The following is a 22,109-nucleotide window of genomic DNA, read 5'->3' as shown; positions in this document are numbered from 1 at the left end:
CGGCCCCGCGCCCGGGCGGGGTGAGCCGGACGCGGCAGCGCCCCCGGGCCCCTCACCCGCGCCCACCTGGGCTGCGCGGTCTGCCCGGTGCCCGACTGCCCCCTCGTGGCGAGCCTGGAGACGGGCGGCGGCAGGGCTCGCACTCACCCCACCGAGTGACCGGAGCACCCCGCTGACGCGCGTTGTCCACAGGTCGCGGCGGGCGGCCCGGGCGGGGTGTCCGGGCGGATAGGCTTTTCGGGTGGCCCTCATCGACGCTTCTTCCGACGCCTCCTCCTCGCCGAGCCCCGACGGATCCTCCGACGCCCTGGAGGTCCTCCACCGGGTCTTCGGCTACAGCTCCTTCCGGGGCGAGCAGCAGGAGATCATCGAGCACGTCGTGGCCGGCGGCGACGCCCTCGTGCTCATGCCGACCGGCGGCGGCAAGTCGCTGTGCTACCAGATCCCGGCACTGGTGCGGCCCGGCACGGGCGTGGTGATCTCGCCGCTGATCGCGCTGATGCAGGACCAGGTGGACGCGCTGAACGCGCTCGGCGTCCGGGCGGGCTTCCTCAACTCGACCCAGGACCCGTACGAGCGGCAGACCGTCGAGCAGGCCTTCCTCGCCGGAGAGCTGGACCTCCTCTACCTGGCCCCCGAGCGGCTGCGCACCGAGGGCGCCCAGCGGCTGCTCGACCGGGGCACGGTCTCCGTCTTCGCGATCGACGAGGCGCACTGCGTCTCCCAGTGGGGCCACGACTTCCGGCCCGACTACCTCGCCCTCTCGATGCTCCACGAGCGCTGGCCCAAGGTGCCGCGGATCGCGCTGACCGCGACGGCCACCGAGGCCACCCACGGGGAGATCGCCACCCGTCTCGGCCTGGACGAGGCGCGGCACTTCGTCGCCAGCTTCGACCGGCCCAACATCCAGTACCGGATCGCCGGCAAGAACAACCCGACCCGGCAGCTCCTCGACCTCATCCGCGCCGAGCACGCGGGGGACGCCGGAGTCGTCTACTGCCTGTCACGCTCCTCCGTGGAGAAGACCGCCGCCTTCCTCGCCGAGAACGGCGTCGACGCCATCCCGTACCACGCGGGCATGGACGCCGCGACGCGCGCCGCCAACCAGGCGCGGTTCCTCCGCGAGGACGGCGTCGTGGTCGTCGCGACGATCGCCTTCGGCATGGGCATCGACAAGCCCGACGTGCGCTTCGTCGCCCACCTCGACCTGCCCAAGTCCGTCGAGGGCTACTACCAGGAGACCGGCCGTGCGGGCCGCGACGGCGAGCCGGCCACCGCCTGGCTCGCGTACGGCCTCCAGGACGTCGTCCAGCAGCGCAAGATGATCGACGGCTCCGAGGGCGACGAGAACCACCGGCGCGCCCTCGCCGCCCACCTCGACGCCATGCTCGCCCTGTGCGAGACCGTCGAGTGCCGCCGCGTCCGCCTGCTCGCCTACTTCGGCCAGAAGTCCGGGCCCTGCGGGAACTGCGACACGTGCCTGACCCCCGCCGAGTCCTGGGACGGCACCGTCGCCGCGCAGAAGCTGCTGTCCACCGTGTGGCGGCTGGCCCGCGAGCGGCGCCAGAAGTTCGGCGCCGGGCAGATCATCGACATCCTCCAGGGCAAGAAGACCGCCAAGGTCATACAGTTCGACCACGACAACCTCTCGGTCTTCGGCATCGGCGCCGACCTTGGCACCCCCGAGTGGCGGGGCGTGGTCCGGCAGCTCCTCGCCCAGGGGCTGCTCGCGGTGGAGGGCGACTACGGCACCCTCGTCCTCACCGAGGCCAGTGGCGACGTCCTCGGCGGGCGGCGCCAGGTCCCGATGCGCAAGGAGACCGCGAAGGCGGCGCCCCGCAAGGAGAGCGGCGGCCGCTCCGGCAAGTCCCGCGTCCCCGTCGACCTGCCCGCCGCGGCCGTGCCCGTCTTCGAGGCCCTGCGCGCCTGGCGCGCGGCGACCGCGCGCGAGCAGGGCGTGCCCGCGTACGTGGTGTTCCACGACGCGACGCTGCGTGAGATCGCGACCGGCCTGCCGCGGAGCGTGGCCGAGCTCGGCACGGTCGGCGGCGTCGGCGAGGCCAAGCTCGCCAAGTACGGCGAGGGCGTCCTGGAGGCCCTCGCCGAGTTCGCCGGAGCGGGCGGCGGCGACACGCCGGCGGCCGCGGCGGCCGAGGCGGCCGAGATGGCCGAGACCCCGGCCCGTCCGGCGGCCCGGGCGACGGACCGGCGGGCGGCCCGCTCGGTCGGCACCTCACCGGCCCCGGCCGCCCGTCCCGCCCCCGCGGCGGCCCGCCCCGCCGTCGCGGCCCCGGCAGCCGGGGACGAGCCCCTCTTCTTCGGCGACGACGAGACCGAGCCGTCCTGGGACGACTGGGAGTGACACGCCCCGGGCGCGGCCGGACGGCGACCGCCCGCCGGTGACACAGCACGGGCCCGGCCGGACGGTCACCGTCCGGCCGGACCCGAGGATTCGGGGCCGCCGCCCCACGGGGGCCGCTCTCGGGGCTCCCTCACACCTCCGCCGCAGCCGACTCCTTCCCGGACACCGGCGCCGTGGCCGTCCCCGGCGCTGTCTCCGTCTCCGTCTCCGTCTGCGACTTCGACTTCGACTCCGGTATCGACTGGGTCGTCGTCTCCCCGTCCCCGTCCCCGTCCCCGTCCCCGTTCCCGTTCCCGTTCGTGTCCTTGTCCGCGTCCGCCGCCGGCCGGTCGCGGCGGGTGAGGCCCCGGATCGCCGGGACGCAGAGCATGGCGCCCAGGAGGACGAACGACACCGCCGAGGAGAAGAGCAGCACCCGGTCCGCGCCGAACGACTCCGCCACCGGGCCCGCCAGCGCACGGCCCAGCGGGATCACCATGATCGACCCGGCGATGTCGTAGGCCGACACCCGGCTCAGCACGGCCAGCGGGATGTGGGACTGCACGCTCGTCGCCCACATCACGCCCCAGAAGGCGAAGCCGCAGCCGGCCACCATGCCCGTGACGGCAGTGACGGCGAAGTTCCAGCCCAGCGCCGGTGCCAGCGGGTTCAGGGCGAAGAAGAACATCGCGCAGACCCCCGCCACCAGCGGGCGGCGCGGCCTGACCCGCATGCCGAGCAGGCCGCCGATGATCGTGCCCAGTCCGTCGGCCGAGGCGATCCAGCCGTAGCCGGTGGCGCCGTGCTGCTCCGTGAGGAGCGCCGCGCCGAGCGGCAGCGACGGGCCGAAGACGAAGAGCCCGTACACCGCCCACAGGGAGATGACGCCCCACAGCCAGGACCGCGACCGGAACTCGTGCCAGCCGGTGGCGAGCCTGCGCCACATCGGAGCGTCGCTCTCGTCGGCCCCGTCGCCGTCCCGTCCGGAGGCCAGCCCCCGCAGCGGCAGCAGCCCGCCGGCGCTGACCGCGTACGCCGCCGCGATCACCACGAACGACCCGGCCAGGTCCCAGTAGGCCACCAGGAAGCCGGCCAGACCCGGGCCGATGAGGGTGGCCATCGACTCGGAGATCCGCAGCAGCGCGTTGGCCCGCTGGATGTCGTCGGCGACCCGCGGGACGATGCTCGCGAGCCCCGGCTGGAACATCGCCGTCGCCGCGCCGCTCACCGCCATCAGGGCCATGATCTGCCAGAGCCGTACGCCGCCCCCGGCGAACAGCGCCGCCATCACGAGCATCGCCACCACCCGGACCGCGTCCGCGCCGACCATCATCACCTGCGGGGTGAACCGGTCGGCGAGGACTCCGCCGAAGAGGATGAGCAGCACGATCGGCGCCATCCAGGCGGCGAGCGCGTAGCCCACCCCGGTGGCCCCGAACCCGGCGCCGAGGACCGAGGTGGTCACCGAGACCATCAGCATGCCGTCGGCGAGCAGCGAGGCGCTGCGCGCGGTGAAGAAGAGCCGGAAGCGACGCGACCGCCAGGGGCTGGGCAGCGGCCCGGACCCGTGCGCCGCGGCGGTGTCAACGGTGGTCATGTGGCATCTCCCGGCTCCGGCCGGTCCCTTCGCTCAGAATCCGCCGCGCCGCGGCGGGGTGCCGCGGCGGGCCCTCGACGAACACGTACCGGTGCGGGGCCAGCACCCCGGGCCGCCCCGGCAGCGCCGTCATCAGCGCGGTGTGCGCCGCCTCGGGCGTCAACGCCCCGTCCGGCCAGGTCCGTTCGTCCGCGCCGATGTACGCGGTGAGTCTCCGGCCGCTCTCGTCGCCGTCGGCGCCCTCCACCACGACCTCGACGGGCCGCCCGCCCAGCGCCTCGGTGAGGGCGGCGGCGACGGCGGCGGGGGAGACCCAGCAACCGTCCACCCGGGTCCACTCCGGGCCGCGCTCCACCGGGCGCACGCCGGTCACCTCGGTGAGCGGCCCGGGGGCGTCGAGCGGGACGTCGGCCTCGGCGACGGCCTCCAGGAGCCGCACCAGACCGGTGGCCAGCTCCTCGGCCGCCGGCCGCGGGAACAGCACGGGGTCGGCCCAGGTGGCGAGGCGCAGCACGGGCTCCGTCTGGTAGACGAAGGTCAGCAGCCGTGTCGGCAGTGACTGGGCCTCGCCCCAGGCCAGTTCGAGCTCGGGGGTGTGCGCGTCCGGTGCCGTCGCGCCGGCGAGGGTGCTGGGCAGGGCGCTGATGTCGTTGAAGACGGCGTCGCGCGCGAACTGGCTGCCCCGCTCGGTGGTGACCCGGCCGATCAGCTCCCACAGGGCGAGCGCGTCGAAGCGGCTGTGGCGGTACGCGTTCATCGCCGCGCCCCACGCCTTGGCGAGCAGCGCGTCGAACGACGGCGCCCGGACGTCGAGGCCCAGCAGGGCGTCCTGGGAGAGGGTGCTCACCGAGCGCGCGAGCTTGGGCCGGAAGCGGTTCGAGGTGGGCACCGCCGCGACGCAGACGGACTGGCCCGCCCGGTGGGCGGTGAGGACGCACCAGGCGGTCAGCAGGACGGTGCCGGGGAGGGCGCCGGTGCGCCACGCGGCGCCGGCCAGCGCGCGGCCGCCGCGCGCCGAGCGGAGGGTGAGGCCGGGGGTGTCGGTCTCGGTGCCGGCGGCGCCGTCCTCGGCGAACATCGCCTGCGGCCCGGTGCGCAGGATCCCCTCCCAGTGGGCCAGGGAGTCCGCCGACCTGCGCCGTCCGGCCGGGGTGTGCTCCTCGGCGGCGAGGTCGAGCGGGGTGACGGTGACCGGCGGCAGCGGCTCGCCCGCCAGGAGGGCGAGCCATTCGTCCCGGAGGACCCCGAGGGCGCTGCCGTCGGTGACGGCGTGGCTGGCGGCGAGGGCGACGCGGACGGGCCGGCCGGCGCGGGCGATGATCCGCAGCCGCAGCGGGAAGTCGAGGTCGAGGCGGAAGCGGGTGTCGCGGGCCGAGCGGGCCACGGCCTCGGCGTAGGTGTCGGGGTCCTCGGGGAGCGCGTCGTGGTCGAGGACGGTGACGGTGAAGGAGCCGGCGGGGGCCACGACCTGCTCGGCGGGGGCGGCGCCGCCCTCCTCGTACGGGAAGGTGGTGCGCAGGGCCTCGTGGCGGGCGGCGAGTTCCGCGAGCGCGGTGAGGGCCGCGTCCATCGCGGTGCCGTCGGGGACCGGCCACACGTCGTGGATGTTGATGCTGTCGGGCTCGTCGCGCAGGATGCAGCGGATCATGTTGGCCTGGCCCATGGTGACCGGGCCCCGGCGCGCGCCGCCGCCCGCGTAGCGCACGGTGAGGGTGCGGGCCCCGGTGACGCCGTCGGCGACGGGGGCGGCCGTCACGGCGTCACGGCCGGGGCGGACGCGGCCCGGGGGACGGGGAGGTGGTTCACGGCGGTGCCTTTCGCGTGCGCGGTCAGGGAGTCCCAGGCGTCGACGAGCAGGGCGAAGTCCTCCATGTCGGAGCGGGCCTCGGCGAGCATCCGGTCGCGCCGTTCGGCGAAGAGCGCGGCGGCGGTGGCGTACCGGCCGCCGAGGGCGCGGTAGCGGCGGTCCAGGACGTCGAGCCGGGCCTCGTCGGCCGCGGGGTCGAGTCCGGCGCTCTCGCGGACGAGGGCGGAGACGGCGTCGGGCCGCACCCGGCCGCTGGTGTCGAGGAGCGCGTCGCCGGCCGCGGCGAGTCCCGTGTACACCGCTTCGAGGCGCGGGGCGGCGAGCAGGTACTTGGCGAAGCGGAGCTGGTAGGCGAGGAAGCCTTCGTCCGAACGTCGTTCGCCCGTGTAGTAGTTGACGATGTGCCGGTTGTGCAGCACGCCTGGCAGCCGGGCGTGCCGCACCACGTGCAGGAGGAAGTAGTCGGTGCCGATGGTGTCGGTGGCGGGCGGCAGCGGGATCCGGCCGTAGACCTCCCGGCCGAGCGCCACGTTGCACATGTCGACGCGGGTGGGGCTGACCAGGGTCAGGGTGGACAGGTCGGTGGTGAACGGGGTGGTGCCGGCGCCCCGGAACGCCTCGTCGATCAGGTTCCGGCGCCAGATCTCCGGATGCCCGGCGGGCACGGACAGGCCGACGACCTCGTGGTACGCCTCCGGGTCGAGCGTCCGGATCTCGGCGACGTCCACGGACGGCTCGCCGATGAAGGACGCGCCGGCGAGGGCGACGGTCCGGTCGGCGCAGCCCGGGTCGAGCCGGCTGCGGGTGACCGAGCCCGCCACGTCCGCCGCCCGCCGACCGAGGGCGGCCAGTTCGTGGCGGATCGGGAAGACCGGCGCGCCGTCGTGGAGTTGGTAGCGGCTGTCGGAGTCACGGCGGTGCACCGAGGCGCAGCCCAGGGCCTCGGCCAGCAGGAAGGCGCGGTTGGTGCAGGCGCCGTACGAGACGGTGGCGGGCAGCATCAGGTCGAGCAGCCGGTCGGCTCCGGGGAGTCCGGCCGCCGCGACGGTCTCCCGCAGGAAGGCGCGCTGCCGCTCCTCGTCGAGGTGGTGGACGACGACGCCGGGGGCCGGGGGCAGCGCGGCGACCGCGGTGCGGTGCGCGGCGAGGTCGGCGGGGGCCGAGGAGTCGAGGACGAGCAGGTGCACCTCGACGCCGAACTCCCTTGCGCCGTAGGCCGCTTCCTCGGCGACCGCCGCGATCGTCGCCGTACAGGCCCGGTTGGTGGGGAGGGTCAGGCAGACGCGGCGCACGCGGGCTCCCCGGTCGGCGCGGCGGGTTCCGCCTCGGCGGCGGCCTCCTCGTGCCAGGAGGTGAGGCCCAGCAACCGGGAGCCGAGAGGGCTGAGTTCGGCGGTCGGGTAGCGCTTGGACTCGTGCAGGACGGGGTCGCCGACGAGGGTGCGGTTCCAGCGGGGGGTGCGCAGGTGGCGCCAGGACTCGACGCGGGAGCGGCGCAGCTTCGCGTGCTCCTCCAGGGCGGGCATCATCGAGAGGTACTGGACCGCGCGGACCCCGTTCTCGGAGGTGTTGCGGGCCACCCCGTGGGCGAGCAGGCCGTTCCAGATCAGCAGGTCGCCGGGGTGCAGGTCGGGGCGGACGACGGGGTACTTGGCGCGGTCGATGTCCGGGCGGATCGGGTCGCGGCCGTCGGGCTGGGCGAGCTTCCACTCCTCGAAGCGGCGGAAGAGCTCGGGGTCGCACTGGAAGCCGCCGGTCTCGGGGCTGGTGTCGTTGAGCGCGATGATGCCCTGGACGCGCTGCGGAGGCACCCCGAGGGTGGTGTCGATGTCCCAGTGCAGCTCGATGTCGAAGCCCCGGTCGGTGGGTTCGATGAGGGCGCGGTCGCGGTTGCGGACGTTGGGCGGGTTGAGGTTGAGCCGGTCGAGGGTGACCCACAGCTCCTCGCAGTCCCACACGTCGACGAAGGCGTCGTAGACCCGCTGGGCCTGACGGCTGTCCCAGAGCAGCTGGTGGTGGTACGCCTCGACGAAGCCGTAGATGAGCAGCTGCTGGTCGAGCTCGGAGCGCAGCGGCCGCTCCTCATACCAGCTTTCCGGCCGCTCCGGGTCGAGTCCCTGGAAGTCCCAGGTGAAGTCGAGGAGCCGGCGGGCCGCCTCGGCCGGGATCGCCTCGCGCACGATGACGTAGCCGTACGTCTGCCAGTGCGCGAAGTCCGCCTCGGAGAGCACCCGCAGCGGGCGGGTCTTCTCGAGCTCCCGCAGGGTCGTCGCCGCGAGGTAGGACTCGCCGTCGTCGCTGAAGTACGGGCGCTCGGTCGCGGCCCGGTGCAGATACGGGGTGCGGGGGCGGCGCGGGGCGGGTGCGGGTGTCGTCGTCAAGGGTCCCTCCAGGCGGGAGTCGGGCGGCGTGCGGGCTCGGGGTGCGGGGGGCACGGCGGGACGGGAGCGGGGGCGCGGACCTGGCGACGGTGGAGGAGCCGCGGGGGACGAGGGACAGAATTGGTGTAGACCAACGCCGGTGTCAAGTGACCCGGCGGTATGCCCCGCGTGTCGGACAACGGCTTGAAATCGAGCCCTCCGAAGGCCCGTTGGTCAGCGATCTTTGGTCTAGACAACCATCGGCGAACTGGCCTACTGTCCTGCTTGCGCAGCGCCGGAACGACCCGACCAGTCGACCCCGGCCCGACCGCTGCGCCCCGGTCGACGGCGACCGCGAGCGAGGCCCCGCCCGCCGCCCCGTCCGCATACCGGCCCGGGGACGGTGCCGGCCGCGCCCGCACGAGCGACGCCCTTGACCGACCACCCACGCCGAGAGGGAACGGTTCCATGAGCACACCCAGCGCCACGACCCCGTCCGTCGCCGGTCTCCGCAGCCCCGGCCCGGGACTGATCACGCTGGACCCGGTGCACACCGCCCTGCTGCGCGGCCTCGACACCCTGCTCACCGGACTCGCCGCACGGCTCTCCGCCCCCGAGGTCACCGGCCCGCCGTTGCTCGCCGCCGACGGGCTCGCCCGCCTCGACTACTTCCGCAACTTCCCCCACCTCGGCGTCTCCGCCGGCCGGTTCGCCCCCGACGCCCACGACAGCCTCGCCGCGGGCCAGGCGCCCGGCGGCCGGCCCCTCGAACCCACCGGCTATCTGCTGCCCTCCGCCACCTGCTACGGACTGCTGCTCTCCCTGGAGGGCACCGACGTCGGCGAGGAGGGCCTGCGGATCTCCGCCGCGGGCCGCTGCTTCCGCAACGAGACCCACTACGACGGCCTGCGCCGCCTCTGGGGCTTCCACATGCGCGAGGTCGTCTACCTCGGCACCAAGGAAGGCGCCGTCGAACACCTGGAGCGAGGCGGGGAGTTCATCCAGGAGACCGCCGGACTCCTCGGCCTCGACCTCACCCGCGCCACCGCCGACGACCCCTTCTACGACAAGGGCGGCTCCCGGGCCCGGCTGATGGCGCTCGACCCGGTCAAGCACGAGTACAGCGCCCCCGACGGCACCGCCATCGCCTCCGTCAACCGCCACCGCAACTTCTTCGGCGAGCGCCTCGACATCCGCGCCGGCAGCCACGGCCCCGCCTACAGCGCCTGCGTCGCCTTCGGCCTCGAACGCTGGGTGCACGCCATGCTCCGGGCCCACGGCGGCCCCGAGCGCGCCCTCGACCGGCTCCGCGCCGCCACCGACTGACGCACCGTCACCACCATCGACCCCATCGACCCGCAAGGAGTGGAGAACCGCACCATGGAACGTGTCGCCGCCTGGATCCAGGAGAAGAACCCCGGCCTCGACGGGCCGATCGACGCCGACGAGGACCTCATCGAGGCCCGGCTCATCGACTCCATGGACTTCCTGGAGTTCATCGACCTCCTGGAGGACATCTCCGGCACGTCGATCGACCTCCAGGAGGTCACCATCGACGACTTCCGCACCCTCGCCCGCGTCCGGGAACGCTTCCTCACGCCCGCCGGGTGACCCCCGGCGCCTTCGCGGTGGTGGCGACCACCCGGGAGGTCCTGGACACCCCCGGCCTCGGCCCGCACCTCCTCGCCCCCTGGGAGCGCCGCCGCCTCTCCGCGATCCGCGTCCCGTCCCGCCACGACGACGTCCTGGCCGCCCGCCTCCTGCTCCGCCTCTGCGCCGCCCGCCTCACCGGCCGCCCCCCGGCGGCCACCGGCCTTGCCCAGCGGTGCCCGGACTGCGGCCGGGACGGCCACGGACGCCCGTACCTCGCCGACGGCCCCGGTCTCGGCGTCAGCCTCGCCCACGCCGACGGCCTGGTCGCGGCGGCGGCGGCCCCCGGCCCCGACGGTGTCGACGTCGAACCGGCCGCCCGCCGCCCCGGCCCCCTCCCGGTCCTCCGCCGCGTCCTGCCCGGACCCGAGCTCGACGAAGCCCTGGCCCGTCCGGACCCGGGCCCGTCCCTGCTGCGCGCCTGGGTCCGCGCGGAAGCCCGCTTCAAGGCGGGACCGCCGCCCCCGGAGACCGCCCACCACCTCGCGGAGTGGACCGACCGCCGGCGCGGCGCGGTGGCGGCGACGGTGGCGGCCAGGGCCCCGCCGTCCCTCCTCCCGCCGTCGGCGGTCCTCGGCGGGCGGGCGCGGCGGGACCGCGTCCGCCCGGCCGGAGCCTGATCGGCCCCCGGCCGGGCGGGTCGGCGATCAGGCCCCGACGTACCGCGCCAGGTGCTCGCCCGTGAGGGTCGAGCGGGCGGCGACCAGGTCGGCGGGGGTGCCCTCGAAGACGATCTGGCCGCCGTCGTGACCCGCGCCGGGACCGAGGTCGACGATCCAGTCCGCGTGCGCCATCACTGCCTGGTGGTGTTCGACCACGATGACCGACTTGCCGGAGTCCACGAGGCGGTCCAGCAGCCCGAGGAGCTGCTCCACATCGGCCAGGTGGAGACCGGTGGTCGGCTCGTCGAGCACGTAGACCCCGCCCTTGTCGCCCATGTGCGTGGCCAGCTTCAGCCGCTGCCGCTCACCGCCCGAGAGCGTCGTCAGCGGCTGTCCCAGCGTGAGGTAGCCCAGGCCGACGTCCACCAGCCGCTCCAGGATCCGGTGCGCCGCCGGCGTGCGCGCCTCGCCCGCGCCGAAGTACTCCTCCGCCTCGGACACCGACATCGCCAGCACCTCGCTGATGTCCCGGCCGCCGAGCCGGTACTCCAGCACCGAGGCCATGAACCGCCGGCCCTCGCACTCGTCGCAGGTGGTGGCCACGCCCGCCATCATCGCCAGGTCGGTGTACGTCACCCCGGCACCGTTGCAGGTCGGGCAGGCGCCCTCCGAATTGGCGCTGAACAGCGCCGGCTTGACGCCGTTGGCCTTGGCGAACGCCTTGCGGATCGGGTCGAGGAGCCCGGTGTACGTCGCCGGGTTGCTGCGCCGCGAGCCTCGGATCGGGGTCTGGTCGACCGAGACCACCCCGGCGTCCGCCGGGATCGAACCGTGCACCAGCGAGCTCTTGCCGGAACCGGCGACGCCGGTGATCACGGCGAGGACGCCGAGCGGCAGGTCGACGTCCACCTTCCGCAGGTTGTTGGCGGTCGCGCCGCGGATCGGCAGCACCCCGCTCGGCGTCCGGACCGCGTCCTTCACCGACGCCCGGTCGTCCAGGTGCCGTCCGGTCACGGTGCCGCTGCCGCGCAGCCCGTCGAGCGTGCCCTCGTAGCAGATCGTGCCGCCACCGGTGCCGCCGGCGGGCCCGAGGTCCACCACGTGGTCCGCGATCGCGATCGTCTCCGGCTTGTGCTCCACGACCAGGACGGTGTTGCCCTTGTCCCGCAGCCGCAGCAGGAGTTCGTTCATCCGCTGGATGTCGTGCGGGTGCAGCCCCGCCGTCGGCTCGTCGAAGACGTAGGTGACGTCCGTGAGCGAGGAGCCGAGGTGACGGATCATCTTCACCCGCTGCGCCTCGCCGCCCGACAGGGTGCCCGCCGGCCGGTCGAGGGCCAGGTAGCCCAGGCCGATCTCCACGAACGAGTCGAGCGTCTGGCGCAGCGACTCCAGCAGCGGGGCCACCGAGGGGTCGTCCAGCTCCCGCACCCAGGCGGCCAGATCGCTGATCTGCATCCGGCAGGCGTCCGCGATGCTGATGCCCTTGATCTTCGAGGAGCGGGCCCCCTCGTTGAGCCGGGTGCCGTCGCACTCGGGACAGACCTGTGTGGTCGTGGCCCGCTCGACGAACGTCCTGATGTGCGGCTGGAGCGACTCGACGTCCTTGGCCAGGAACGACTTCTGGAGCTTGGGGATCAGGCCCTCGTACGTGACGTTGACGCCCTCGACCTTGACCCGGGTCGCCTCCTTGTACAGGAGCGTGTCCAGCTCCCGCCCGGTGTACTCCCGGATCGGCTTCGCCGGGTCCAGGAGACCGGAGAGGCGGTAGGTCCGGCCGTACCAGCTGTCCGCCGTGTAGCCGGGGATGGTCAGCGCGCCGTCGTCGAGCGACTTGGTGTCGTCGTAGAGCTCGGACAGGTCGATGTCGGAGACCCGGCCGCGGCCCTCGCAGCGCGGGCACATGCCGCCGGTGATCTGGAAGCTCGCCTTCTCCTTCACCGTCCGGCCGCCGCGCTCCACGGTGACGGCGCCCGCGCCGCTCACCGACGGGACGTTGAACGAGTAGGCCCGCGAGGAGCCGATGTGCGGGGTGCCGAGCCGGCTGAAGAGGATGCGCAGCATCGCGTTGGCGTCGGTGGCGGTGCCGACGGTGGAGCGCGGGTCGGAGCCCATCCGCTGCTGGTCGACGATGATCGCGGTGGTCAGGCCGTCGAGGACGTCGACGTCGGGCCGCCCGAGCGTCGGCATGAAGCCCTGGACGAAGGCGCTGTACGTCTCGTTGATCAGCCGCTGGGACTCGGCGGCGATCGTGTCGAAGACCAGCGAGCTCTTGCCGGAGCCGGAGACCCCGGTGAAGACCGTCAGCCGGCGCTTGGGGATCTCGACGCTGACGTCCTTGAGGTTGTTCTCCCGGGCGCCGAGCACGCGGATCAGCTCGTGACGGTCGGCGATGTGCGTGGCGGACGACGTCGCGCCGTTCCGCTTGGCCGTGCTCAAAGGTTTCTCCCTCGTCAGGGCGGGCGCGTATCCGCCCCACCTTAGGCCGAGGGTCCGACAGCGGTCCGGCCGTCGCCCGATCCGGGTCCGCGTGCCCGCTTGATAGGCAAGTGGCTACTTGCCTATCGTGGCGGCATGGAGGAGGATCTGTTCAAGGCGCTGGCCGACCCGACGCGCCGGGTGATCCTCGACGAGCTGACCGACCGCAGCGGGCAGTCGCTCTTCGAGATATGCGCCCGGCTGGCGACCCGGCACGGCCTCGCCATCTCCCGGCAGGCCGTCAGCCAGCACCTCGCCGTGCTGGAGGCCGCCGGTCTGGTCACGACCCGTCGCGAGGGCCGCTACAAGTTCCACGACCTCGACACCCGACCGCTGGAGCACATCGTCTCGCGATGGCTCACCCCCGCACCCCCGGAGGACACCCCATGAGGATCAACCTGGCCAGCGTCTTCGTCGACGACCAGGAGCGCGCGCTCCGCTTCTACACGGACGTGCTCGGTTTCGCGCTCAAGCACGACGTGCCCATCGGCGAGGACCGCTGGATCACCGTCGTCTCCCCGGAGGACCCCGACGGCACCGAACTCGTCCTGGAGCCCTCCGGCCATCCCGCCGTCCCCCCGTACAAGGAGGCCCTGGTCGCCGACGGCATCCCCGCGACCTCCTTCGCCGTCGACGACGTCCGTGCCGAACACGCCCGCCTCACCGCGCTCGGGGTCCGCTTCACCCAGCCCCCCGTCGACATGGGCCCCGTCACCACCACCGTCCTCGACGACACCTGCGGCAACCTGATCCAGCTTGCGCAGTACGCGTAGCCGTCGACCGAGTCCCGTGCCCGCGTCCCGCCGCCGGGGCGATCGGGCGCGGGCCCGCTCCGGTCAGTCGCCGACCGCCAGCCGGACCGCGAAGGCTCCGATCACCGTGCCCGTGACGCGGTCCAGGACGCGCCGTGCCCGGGCTCCGCGCAGCCAGGTGCCGAGGGCGGTGGCGGACGCGATCAGGACCGTCGACCAGATCATGCCGAGCACGACGTGCACCGAGGTCAGGGCGAGGCCCATCGCGAAGTGCGGGGCCTCGGCCGGGATGAACTGGGGGAGGACGGCGACGTAGAAGACGCCGACCTTGGGGTTGAGCAGGTTGGTGAGGGTGCCCTGGCGCCAGCCGCCGGAGAGGGTGTCGGCGCCGCCGACCTCCACCTCCGCGCTCGCGCCCGCCCCGCCGCGCCGGAACGTCTCGGCGATCATGCGTCCCGCCATCCACAGCAGGTAGGCGGCGCCCGCCCAGCGGAGGATCTCGTACGCGAGGTGCGAGGCGGTCAGGAGGGCCGTCACGCCCAGCGAGGTCAGCGCGCCCCAGGTCAGGGTGCCGGTCTGGATGCCGAGGACGACGCCCCAGGCGCGGGTGCGGCGGCCGAGCGCGGCCGTGCGCAGGATGAGGGCCGTGTCGAGGCCCGGGGTGAGGGTGAGGAGGCCCACGACGAGGGCGAAGGACCAGAGTGCGGTGCTCGATGCCATGGAATGTCACCGTACCGCAGGGATCCGGTCGCCTGTCAGGTCCCTGTCGGTTCCGGCGGCCGGGCCGGAACCGCCGCCTTCGTAGGCTGCCCCCATGAGAGAACTGTTCCTGCCGGAGCGCCGGGCGTACCTGCGGTGGCTCGACCTCCCGGGCGCCGTGCCGGGCGGACCCGTCCGCGTGTACCTGCACGGCCTCGGGTGCACCGCCGCCTCCGACTTCGCGCACATCGCCACCCGTCCGGCGCTCGGCGGGGGCCGGGCGCTCCTGGTGGACCTGCTCGGCTACGGGCTGAGCGACCGCCCCGCCGACTTCGACTACCGGCCCGAGGGGCAGGCCGCCGCCGTGGCCGCGCTCCTCGACCACCTGGACCTGACCGGGGTCGACGTGGTCGGCCACTCCATGGGCGGCGCTGTCGCCATCCACCTCGCGGCGGCCCGGCCCGGCCGCGTCGCCCGGCTGGTCGTCGCGGAGCCCAACCTGTACGCGGGCGGCGGGGCGTTCAGCAGCCCGGTGGCGCGCCAGTCGGAGGAGGCGTTCGTCCGGAGCGGGTTCGGGAGGTTGCTGGCCGTCGCGGGCCGGCCCGACTACGCGGCCCGGCTGCGGCTCGCCGACCCGCGGGCCGTGCACCGCAGCGCGGTCGCCCTCGTCGAGGGCGGCGACCCGGAGGCGGGCGACGTCCTGGCGGCGCTGACGCTTCCCCGGGCGTTCCTGGTGGGGGAGGAGAGCCTGCCGGACCCGGCGGCGGAGCGGGCGGCGGCGATGGGCGTGCCGGTCCTCGAAGTGCCCGCGGCCGGCCACAACATGATGCTCGACAACCCCGACGGCTTCACCGCCGCCCTGGCCCGCGCCCTCGCCGCCGACGCCGGGCCGCGCTCCGCGCCGGTGGCCTGAACCGAAGCCTCCGGACAGGGATCTGACGCTCACTCAGCAGGCGGCCGAAAGGCCCGTCTTGTCGACAGGGCTCCGCGCAGAGGGCTTGCGCGGGGCCCCCGCCTCTCTCTACGCTCGGCCGCGCCGATAGTTAGGAACGTTTCCTAACGAGCGATTGCCCCGAAGAGAATAGGGAGTTGCCATGCGCCGACGAAGCGTCATCCCGCTCGGACTCGCCGCTCTGCTGGCCCTGCCCCTCGCCGTCCTGCCCGAGAGCGAGGCGGAGGCCGCCGACGCCCTCGTCTCCGCGGGCAAACCGGCGACCGCCTCGTCTGTGGAAGGCTCCGGATTCGCTCCCGGCCTCGCCGTGGACGGCGACCGCGCCACCCGCTGGGCCAGCCTGGAGGGCGTCGACCCGCAGTGGATCCGGATCGACCTCGGAGCCGGCCACACCCTCTCCCGGGTCAAGCTCGACTGGGAGGCGGCGTACGCCAAGACCTACCGCGTCCAGACCTCGGCCGACGGCACCACCTGGACCGACGTCTACTCGACCACGACCGGCGACGGAGCCGTCGACGACCTCGCCGTCTCCGGCACCGGCCGCTACGTCCGCGTGTACGGCACCGGGCGGGGCACCCCGTACGGCTACTCGCTCCACGAGTTCGAGGTCTACGGCTCCCCGACCGGCACCGGAGGCGGCGGCACCGGCCCCGGCGTGCCCTTCGGCAGCCACCTCAAGCCCTACGCGGCCGGCACGCTCAAGCCCTCCGGCGCCCAGTCCGGCATCGACCAGAAGGTCGTCGACTACTACAACCGCTGGAAGGCCGCCTTCGTCCGGCAGAACTGCGGCAACGGCTGGTACCAGGTCATCTCGCCCGACGCCGACCACCCGTACGTCGCCGAGGCGCAGGGCTACGGCATGGTCATCGCCGCCACCATGGCCGGCGCCGACCCCGACGCCAAGAAGATCTTCGACGGCCTGGTCAAGTGGAAGATCGACCACCCCTCGTCGATCAACCCCGACCTCCTCGCCGCCGAGCAGGACGTCAACTGTCGCAGCGTCAACGGCGGCGACGGCGCCACCGACGGCGACATGGACGTCGCCTACGGCCTGCTCCTCGCCGACAAGCAGTGGGGCAGCACCGGCACGTACAACTACAAGGCGCTCGCCCTCAAGCACATCGCCGCCATCAAGAAGGACGAGCTGAACGCCACCACCAAGCTCCTCAAGCTCGGCGACTGGTCCAGCTCCGGCGACCAGTACTACTACATCTCCCGCACCTCGGACTGGATGGTCGACCACTTCCGCGCCTTCCGGGCCGCCTCGGGCGACACCACCTGGGACGCCGTCCGCACCGCCCACCAGACGCAGATCGCCAACCTCCAGTCCGGCTACGCCCCGAGCACCGGCCTGCTGCCCGACTTCGTCGTCGACACCAACACCAGCCCCAAGCCGGCCCCCGGGGAGGTCCTGGAGGACCCCAACGACGGCCAGTACTGGTGGAACGCCTGCCGCACCCCGTGGCGCATCGCCGACGACGCCGTGACCAGCGGCGACGCCAAGTCCCTGGCCGCCGCCCGCAAGCTCAACGGCTGGATCAAGTCGAAGACCGGCGGTGACCCGAACAAGATCGCCATGGGCTACAAGCTCAACGGCACCCAGATCTCCGCCGGCAGCGAGGCCGCCTTCTTCGCCCCCTTCGCCGTCGCCGCCATGACCGACTCCGGCAGCCAGGCATGGCTCGACGCGCTCTGGAACAAGATGGTCGCCACCCCGATCGAGACCGGCAGCTACTTCTCCGCGAGCATCCAGCTCCAGGTGATGATCACGGTCTCCGGCAACCACTGGGTCCCGTAGGCCCCCGCGGGATCAGCCGCCGGCACCGGCCCCTCCCGGGGACCGGCGCGGACGTCCGCCCGCCGGGCGGTGGGTTCGCGCCGATCCCCGTCCGGAGTGAGCCCGCGCGGCGAGAACGGTCCTGAGAACGCGCGCACGACCCGGCCGCCGTCGGCCGGGTCGTACGCGGATCCCCACCGGATCCAGCCTTCCGGATCCCGGATCGAGCCCTGCTCCCCCTCTTCCGGATCCCGGATCGAGCCCCGCATCCCACCGCCCGACCCCGAGACCGGGCCCCGCGCCCCACTCCCCGGCCCCGGAGCCGGCCCCGCCTCCCACCGCCCGGACCCCTCCGGCCGGAACTCGCCCCCATGATCACCTGAACGAGTGAGCGGACCACCGAGACGCCCCCGTCCGTGGTCCATGCTGGCCCGGTACGCGCCCCGAGCGGGCGCCCAGCCCCTCCCTCCCGAGGAGTCCGCCGGCATGACCGACCGCACGTCCCCAGGTGAACGCCCCGACGAGAAGGCCCTGTTGCTCGCCGCCGGTCTCGCCGACCTCGTGGTGGAGACGATCGGCACCGCCGCCGGATCGCTCCGCTCCCTCCTGGGCCGTTCCGACTCCGCCGACCTGGCGCAGGACGCCGCCGCCGACCTCCGCGCCCGCGGCCGCCTCGCCGTCGACCGCCTCGCCACCGACCGGGAGGGCCCCGGCGGCCCGGCGCACATGGAGGTCCTGGCCCGCGAGGCCGCCGCCCGCCGCGCGGCGGGCGGGCACACCGGCGAGACCTCCCCGCCCTCCCGGGAGCCGGCCGCCCCCACCGGTGCCCCCGGTGAGTGACGTCTGGGCCCCGGAGGCGTTCAAGAGCCGTACCGACGCCGTCCTCGCCGACTTCCTCGACGACGAGGCCGCCGAACTCCTCGCCGTGGACGACGCCCTCGACCCGCTCGCCGAAGCGCTGCGCGGCACCGCCCGGCACGGCAAGCGCCTCCGGGCCGCCTTCTGCTACTGGGGCTGGCGTGCCGCCGGACAGCCCGACAGCGAGGCCCTGATGCGGGCCGCCGCCGCGATGGAACTCGTCCACGCGGCCGCGGTCGTCCACGACGACCTCATCGACGACAGCCCCCTCCGCCACGGCCGCCCCACCGCCCACCACGCCTTCGAGGGGCTGCCGGGGACCCTCCGGCGGCCCCGGGCGGCGGCCCGCTCGCTCGCCCTCCTCCTCGGCGACCACCTGGTGGCCCTCGCGGGCCGGCTCTACGCCGAGTCCGGGCTGCCCGCCGCGTACCTCTCCCGGGGCAGGCCGCTCTGGGCCGCCCTCGCCAGGGAACTCGTCGCGGGGGAGGCCCTGGAGATCCTGCACACCGGAGGGCTCCCCGACCTCGACACCTCCCTCAAGGTGATCCGCTACAAGACCGCCAAGTACACCGTCGAGCAGCCCCTCCTCCTCGGCGCCCTGCTCGCCGGCGCCCCCGCCGCGCTCCGCGAGGGGCTCTCCCGCTACGGGCTGCCGCTCGGCGAGGCGTTCCAGCTCCGCGACGACCTGCTCGGCCTCTTCGGCGACCCCGCCCGCACCGGCAAGGAACCGCTCGACGACCTGCGCGCGGGCCGGCCCACCGTGCTCCTCGCCGAGACCTGGCGGGCCGCGGACCCCGACCGGCGGGCGCTGCTGCGCCGGACCCTCGCCGGGGACGCGCCCCCGGACGACGCCGCGCTGCGCGAGGTGCGGGCGCTGATGACCACGCTCGGCGCGCCCGACCGCGTCGAGCGGATGATCGCCGGCCGTGTCGAGGAGGCCGTGCGCACCCTCGACGAACTCGACCTCCCCGCCGCCGCCCACCGCGCCCTCACGGACCTGGCCCACCGCGCCGCCGTCCGTCACTCCTGAACCCCCGGCGCCCGCCGTGCCCGCGCACCCGGCCGTCCCCCACCCCGCAGGGCCCGCCGCGAGCACGCGCCGGGCCGCCGCCCCCTGACCCCGGAGCGCCCGTCGTGACCACCCCCCGCGCCACCCCGTACACCGAGGCGGACCTCGACGCCCTGCGCCACAGCGGCGACGAGCTCGCCGACGCGGTCGTCGCCACCCTCTTCGAACGCGGCGAGGTCGGCCTGTTCAACTCCCTCATGCGGTACGTCTCCGTCTCCGGCCAGGAGCTGCCCGCCGGCCTGCCGGACGTGGCCCGCGAGTACCTGGAGACGACGGCCGTCCCGCCCGCCTGGGTGGACTGGAACGAGATGGAGAAGGCCCGGCTCTTCTTCACCGACAACAACGTCCACATCAACACCGCGCTGTCCTTCGCCTCCATGCCCGCCTGCTACGTCGTCCCGCGCGTCGCCCGGCTGCTCTCGGCCACCCACGGCCTGCACTACCCGAGCAAGCGCATGGCGGAGACCGGCCAGTTCACGACGTACCTGATGCGGCCCGACGCCTTCGAGGCGGGCGGGCGGTTCGCGCCCGCCGCCCAGAAGGTCCGGCTGCTGCACGCCTCCATCCGCCATCACCTGGTCCGCGCGGACCGCTGGGACACGGCCGCCGAGGGGGTGCCGATCTGCCAGGAGGACATGATCGGCGGGCAGATGTTCTTCTCCCTGCTCGTCCTCGACAGCCTCCACCGGCTCGGCGTCCACATGTCCACCGAGGGCGCCGAGGCGTACTACTACGCCTGGCGGGTCGTCGGCGCGATCCTCGGCGTCGACCAGACGGCCGTGCCGAAGACCCTCGACGAGGCGCGCCGCTTCCTCGACCTCTACCTGGTGCGGCACATGGGCCCCTCGGAGGAGGGCGTGGTGCTGACCCGCCAGCTCATCGACCTGTACGAGGAGGTCGTCCCGGGCACCCTCTTCGACCCGGTGGTCTCCGCCCTGATCCGCCACCTCGTCGGCGACACCTGCGGCGACTGGCTCGACGTGCCCCGCAGCCGCTGGGACACCGCCGTGAAGGCGCTGCCGACGCTGCTGGGCGTCCTGGAGTCGGTGGAGGACGCGTCGCCGTTCGCCGCCTGGGCGCTCGACCGGATCGGCCACCTCACCTCGGTCTTCGAGCTCTCCACGCTGACCAGGGGCCGCGTGATGCACTACGCGATCCCGGAGCACCTCAGGAAGGAGTACGGCGTCGACACCGGCGTCGCCCGCCACCACCGCTGGACCCCGCCGCCGGTCACGGTCTGACCCGCCGCCCCGGGCGCCGTCCGGCCCGTCAGGAGCGCTCTCCTCGCACAGAGGGACGTACTGGCAGAAAATGGACTCACCTGAGGAAGGTGAGGTGCGCATGGACGGCGAGCAGGGAATGCCGGGGAGCGGTCCGCCGCCCGGTCGGCCGGCCCGGTTCAGGGTGGACGTGCGGCCCGCCTGGGGGCGGGAGACCGTCGTGATCGCCCCGTTCGGGGAGCTGGACCACGACACGGTCGAGCCGCTCGGGACCGCCCTGGAGAAGAACTCCGGCGCGGCCCGGATCGTCGTCGACTGCGCGGGTCTCGACTTCTGCGACTCCACCGGCCTGAACCTGCTGCTCAGGGCCCGTGCCCGGGCGGTGGAGGCGGGTGCGGAGCTGGACCTGGCGGGGCTGCGGCCCCCGGTGGACCGGATGTTCGAGATCACCGGAGCGCTGCGCGTCTTCCGGGTGTACGCGGACGTCCGCGAGGCCCTCGCCACCGACGCTCCCGCCGTCCACGAGCCCGGCCGCCCCGCCGACGGGGCCGGTGGCGCCCGTCCCGGGGACCCGGAGTGACGGGCCCGCCGGCCGTGCGGGAGGGCGACATGACCCAGGGCGACGGGACCCCCGCGCAGACCCGCCGGCTGCTGCTGCACGGCAGCGCGGGCGCGGTCTCCCGCTGCCGCGACTTCACCGCGCGGGCGCTCGCCGACTGGGGCTGGATCCCGGCCGCGAGCCCGCAGGCCCGCGAGCGGGTGGAGGACGTCCTGCTGCTCGTCTCCGAGGTGGTCACCAACGCCTGCCTGCACGGCGGCGGCCCGGAGGAGTTCGTCCTGCGGCACGCGGACGGGCTCCTGCGGGTCGAGGTCGCCGACCGGAGCCCCGAGCACCCCCGTCGGCTGGCCCCGCGTTCGCCGTCCCTGCCGGGCGGTCACGGTCTGATGGTGCTCGACCGGCTGGCGTCCGACTGGGGCTCCTCGGACCGGGGCCCCGGGGTGGCGGGCAAGGTGGTGTGGCTGGAGGTCAGCAGGCCGTCCCGGCCGCCGTGGCGTCGTCGTCCAGCAGACCCGACCTGAGTTCGCCGAGGATCCGGGCGAGCAGCCGGGAGACGTGCATCTGGGAGAGGCCGATCCGCCGCCCGATCTCGGCCTGGGTCAGCTCCTGGCCGAAGCGCAGGGTGAGGATCAGCCGGTCGCGGGCGTCGAGCCGGGCGAGCAGCGGGCGCAGCGAGTCCAGGTCGTCGATCAGCTCGTAGGCGGGCTCGTCGACGGCGGTCCGCCGGCCCGAGGTGCCCCGCGGGGCGCGGGACTCCTCGTCGCCGACCGGGGCGTCCAGCGAGTGGGCGGTGTACGCGTTGGAGGCGAGCTCTCCCTCGGCCACCTCCTCCGGGGTGAGGTGCAGCCGTTCGGCCAGCTCGGCGCGGTCCGGGCGGTGCCCGTCGCGCTGTTCCAGGGCGTCGGACGCCTTGGCCATGTCGATCCGCAGTTCCTGGAGGCGCCGCGGCACCCGGACCGCCCAGCCGGTGTCCCGGAAGAACCGCTTCATCTCGCCGACGATCGTCGGCAGCGCGAAGGCGGAGAACTCGACCCCGCGCTCGGGGTCGAACCGGTCGATCGCCTTGATCAGCCCGATGGTCCCCACCTGGACGATGTCCTCCATCGGCTCGGGACGCGCGCGGAAGCGCCGGGAGCCGAACTTCACCAGGCTCAGGTTCAGCTCGACCAGGGTGTTGCGCACGTACGCGTGCTCGGGGGTGCCCTCGTCGAGTTCGCGGAGCCGCAGGAACAGCGCCACGGAGAGGGTCCTGGCGTCGTCGGTGGAGGACGCCAGGGGGTTCTCCGGCTCCGGAAGGCCGCCGAGCGCGCGGCGCCGGACGGCGGCCGGCGAGGGCGTGCGCCCGTGCCCGGGGGAGAGGGAGGGGGCGTGTACGACTCGGCCGATGGCCAT

At 74.2% G+C, this 22,109-nt stretch carries 20 protein-coding genes; 13 read left to right on the top strand and 7 right to left on the bottom strand.

Annotated elements, in window-relative coordinates; genetic code table 11:
- Positions 1-241 precede the first annotated feature (241 nt).
- On the top strand, positions 242-2,362 hold the full coding sequence (gene recQ / locus IE321_RS02485) for a DNA helicase RecQ (protein ID WP_373316597.1): 2,121 nt from the start codon (positions 242-244) through the stop codon (positions 2,360-2,362).
- A 130-nt stretch (positions 2,363-2,492) separates the two neighbouring features.
- Here recQ and IE321_RS02480 read toward each other — a convergent pair whose 3' ends face one another.
- The 4 genes from IE321_RS02480 to IE321_RS02465 are packed head-to-tail and all read right to left on the bottom strand — an operon-like array spanning position 2,493 to position 8,125.
- Complete coding sequence (locus IE321_RS02480) at positions 2,493-3,938, bottom strand: MFS transporter (protein ID WP_190221548.1); 1,446 nt, start codon at positions 3,936-3,938, stop codon at positions 2,493-2,495.
- Positions 3,925-5,694, bottom strand: coding sequence for a condensation domain-containing protein (locus IE321_RS02475; protein ID WP_229916277.1), 1,770 nt, complete (start codon positions 5,692-5,694; stop codon positions 3,925-3,927). Before IE321_RS02475 ends, IE321_RS02480 begins: the two co-directional genes overlap by 14 nt.
- The gene (locus IE321_RS02470) at positions 5,691-7,037 is read right to left on the bottom strand and encodes a DUF6271 family protein (protein WP_226652681.1); all 1,347 of its coding nucleotides are present in this window, start codon (positions 7,035-7,037) and stop codon (positions 5,691-5,693) included. Before IE321_RS02470 ends, IE321_RS02475 begins: the two co-directional genes overlap by 4 nt.
- Positions 7,019-8,125, bottom strand: a complete 1,107-nt coding sequence (locus IE321_RS02465) for a phytanoyl-CoA dioxygenase family protein (RefSeq protein ID WP_190221547.1) — start codon at positions 8,123-8,125, stop codon at positions 7,019-7,021. The genes IE321_RS02470 and IE321_RS02465 overlap by 19 nt, the downstream gene beginning before the upstream one ends.
- Before the next feature lie 447 nt (positions 8,126-8,572).
- Between IE321_RS02465 and IE321_RS02460 the strand changes: the two genes are divergently transcribed.
- The 3 genes from IE321_RS02460 to IE321_RS02450 are packed head-to-tail and all read left to right on the top strand — an operon-like array spanning position 8,573 to position 10,374.
- Positions 8,573-9,430: a class-II aminoacyl-tRNA synthetase family protein gene (locus tag IE321_RS02460; RefSeq protein ID WP_043227677.1), complete on the top strand. Its 858-nt coding sequence runs from the start codon at positions 8,573-8,575 to the stop codon at positions 9,428-9,430.
- Between the two features lie 54 nt (positions 9,431-9,484).
- On the top strand, positions 9,485-9,715 hold the full coding sequence (locus tag IE321_RS02455) for an acyl carrier protein (RefSeq protein WP_043227676.1): 231 nt from the start codon (positions 9,485-9,487) through the stop codon (positions 9,713-9,715).
- Positions 9,712-10,374, top strand: coding sequence for a 4'-phosphopantetheinyl transferase family protein (locus IE321_RS02450; protein ID WP_190221546.1), 663 nt, complete (start codon positions 9,712-9,714; stop codon positions 10,372-10,374). The genes IE321_RS02455 and IE321_RS02450 overlap by 4 nt, the downstream gene beginning before the upstream one ends.
- A gap of 27 nt (positions 10,375-10,401) precedes the next feature.
- Here IE321_RS02450 and IE321_RS02445 read toward each other — a convergent pair whose 3' ends face one another.
- Positions 10,402-12,792, bottom strand: coding sequence for an ATP-binding cassette domain-containing protein (locus IE321_RS02445; protein WP_190221545.1), 2,391 nt, complete (start codon positions 12,790-12,792; stop codon positions 10,402-10,404).
- A gap of 135 nt (positions 12,793-12,927) precedes the next feature.
- Here IE321_RS02445 and IE321_RS02440 point away from each other — a divergent pair, with 135 nt between their 5' ends.
- Positions 12,928-13,221, top strand: a complete 294-nt coding sequence (locus IE321_RS02440; protein ID WP_043227674.1) for an ArsR/SmtB family transcription factor — start codon at positions 12,928-12,930, stop codon at positions 13,219-13,221.
- Positions 13,218-13,604, top strand: coding sequence for a VOC family protein (locus IE321_RS02435; RefSeq protein ID WP_043227672.1), 387 nt, complete (start codon positions 13,218-13,220; stop codon positions 13,602-13,604). The genes IE321_RS02440 and IE321_RS02435 overlap by 4 nt, the downstream gene beginning before the upstream one ends.
- Before the next feature lie 63 nt (positions 13,605-13,667).
- Here IE321_RS02435 and IE321_RS02430 read toward each other — a convergent pair whose 3' ends face one another.
- Complete coding sequence (locus IE321_RS02430) at positions 13,668-14,303, bottom strand: LysE family translocator (RefSeq protein WP_190221544.1); 636 nt, start codon at positions 14,301-14,303, stop codon at positions 13,668-13,670.
- A gap of 94 nt (positions 14,304-14,397) precedes the next feature.
- Here IE321_RS02430 and IE321_RS02425 point away from each other — a divergent pair, with 94 nt between their 5' ends.
- The 7 genes from IE321_RS02425 (at position 14,398) to IE321_RS02395 (ending at position 21,238) form a co-directional block, all read left to right on the top strand.
- Positions 14,398-15,195: an alpha/beta fold hydrolase gene (locus IE321_RS02425; RefSeq protein ID WP_190221543.1), complete on the top strand. Its 798-nt coding sequence runs from the start codon at positions 14,398-14,400 to the stop codon at positions 15,193-15,195.
- Positions 15,196-15,376: 181 nt separating this feature from the next.
- Entirely contained in the window at positions 15,377-17,032 is a 1,656-nt protein-coding gene (locus tag IE321_RS02420) for a glycosyl hydrolase family 8 (RefSeq protein WP_190221542.1), read from the top strand.
- 465 nt (positions 17,033-17,497) lie between these two features.
- Positions 17,498-17,851 carry a polyprenyl synthetase gene (locus IE321_RS02415; RefSeq protein WP_190221541.1) on the top strand — a complete coding sequence of 118 codons (354 nt, stop codon included), beginning with the start codon at positions 17,498-17,500 and terminating at the stop codon, positions 17,849-17,851.
- A complete protein-coding gene (locus IE321_RS02410; protein ID WP_190221540.1) occupies positions 17,844-18,899 on the top strand; it encodes a polyprenyl synthetase family protein in 1,056 nt (351 codons plus the stop codon). Before IE321_RS02415 ends, IE321_RS02410 begins: the two co-directional genes overlap by 8 nt.
- A 104-nt stretch (positions 18,900-19,003) precedes the next feature.
- Positions 19,004-20,179, top strand: coding sequence for an oxygenase MpaB family protein (locus IE321_RS02405; protein ID WP_190221539.1), 1,176 nt, complete (start codon positions 19,004-19,006; stop codon positions 20,177-20,179).
- Positions 20,180-20,279: 100 nt separating this feature from the next.
- On the top strand, positions 20,280-20,738 hold the full coding sequence (locus IE321_RS02400) for an STAS domain-containing protein (protein ID WP_308076737.1): 459 nt from the start codon (positions 20,280-20,282) through the stop codon (positions 20,736-20,738).
- 29 nt (positions 20,739-20,767) lie between these two features.
- Positions 20,768-21,238 carry an ATP-binding protein gene (locus IE321_RS02395; RefSeq protein WP_190221538.1) on the top strand — a complete coding sequence of 157 codons (471 nt, stop codon included), beginning with the start codon at positions 20,768-20,770 and terminating at the stop codon, positions 21,236-21,238.
- Here IE321_RS02395 and IE321_RS02390 read toward each other — a convergent pair.
- Positions 21,186-22,109, bottom strand: a complete 924-nt coding sequence (locus IE321_RS02390) for a SigB/SigF/SigG family RNA polymerase sigma factor (RefSeq protein ID WP_190221537.1) — start codon at positions 22,107-22,109, stop codon at positions 21,186-21,188. The genes IE321_RS02395 and IE321_RS02390 overlap by 53 nt on opposite strands.

This window comes from Streptomyces hydrogenans, assembly GCF_014656075.1.
GTDB lineage: Bacteria > Actinomycetota > Actinomycetes > Streptomycetales > Streptomycetaceae > Streptomyces > Streptomyces hydrogenans.
This window is presented reverse-complemented; position numbering and strand designations above follow the sequence as displayed.

Coding starts and splice junctions, on each gene's coding strand:
- IE321_RS02480 (WP_190221548.1), bottom strand. CDS start 3,938: ATGACCACCGTTGACACCGCCGCGGCGCACGGGTCCGGGCCGCTGCCC.
- IE321_RS02460 (WP_043227677.1), top strand. CDS start 8,573: ATGAGCACACCCAGCGCCACGACCCCGTCCGTCGCCGGTCTCCGCAGC.
- IE321_RS02455 (WP_043227676.1), top strand. CDS start 9,485: ATGGAACGTGTCGCCGCCTGGATCCAGGAGAAGAACCCCGGCCTCGAC.
- IE321_RS02440 (WP_043227674.1), top strand. CDS start 12,928: ATGGAGGAGGATCTGTTCAAGGCGCTGGCCGACCCGACGCGCCGGGTG.
- IE321_RS02435 (WP_043227672.1), top strand. CDS start 13,218: ATGAGGATCAACCTGGCCAGCGTCTTCGTCGACGACCAGGAGCGCGCG.
- IE321_RS02430 (WP_190221544.1), bottom strand. CDS start 14,303: ATGGCATCGAGCACCGCACTCTGGTCCTTCGCCCTCGTCGTGGGCCTC.
- IE321_RS02425 (WP_190221543.1), top strand. CDS start 14,398: ATGAGAGAACTGTTCCTGCCGGAGCGCCGGGCGTACCTGCGGTGGCTC.
- IE321_RS02420 (WP_190221542.1), top strand. CDS start 15,377: ATGCGCCGACGAAGCGTCATCCCGCTCGGACTCGCCGCTCTGCTGGCC.
- IE321_RS02415 (WP_190221541.1), top strand. CDS start 17,498: ATGACCGACCGCACGTCCCCAGGTGAACGCCCCGACGAGAAGGCCCTG.
- IE321_RS02400 (WP_308076737.1), top strand. CDS start 20,280: ATGGACGGCGAGCAGGGAATGCCGGGGAGCGGTCCGCCGCCCGGTCGG.
- IE321_RS02395 (WP_190221538.1), top strand. CDS start 20,768: ATGACCCAGGGCGACGGGACCCCCGCGCAGACCCGCCGGCTGCTGCTG.
- IE321_RS02390 (WP_190221537.1), bottom strand. CDS start 22,109: ATGGCCATCGGCCGAGTCGTACACGCCCCCTCCCTCTCCCCCGGGCAC.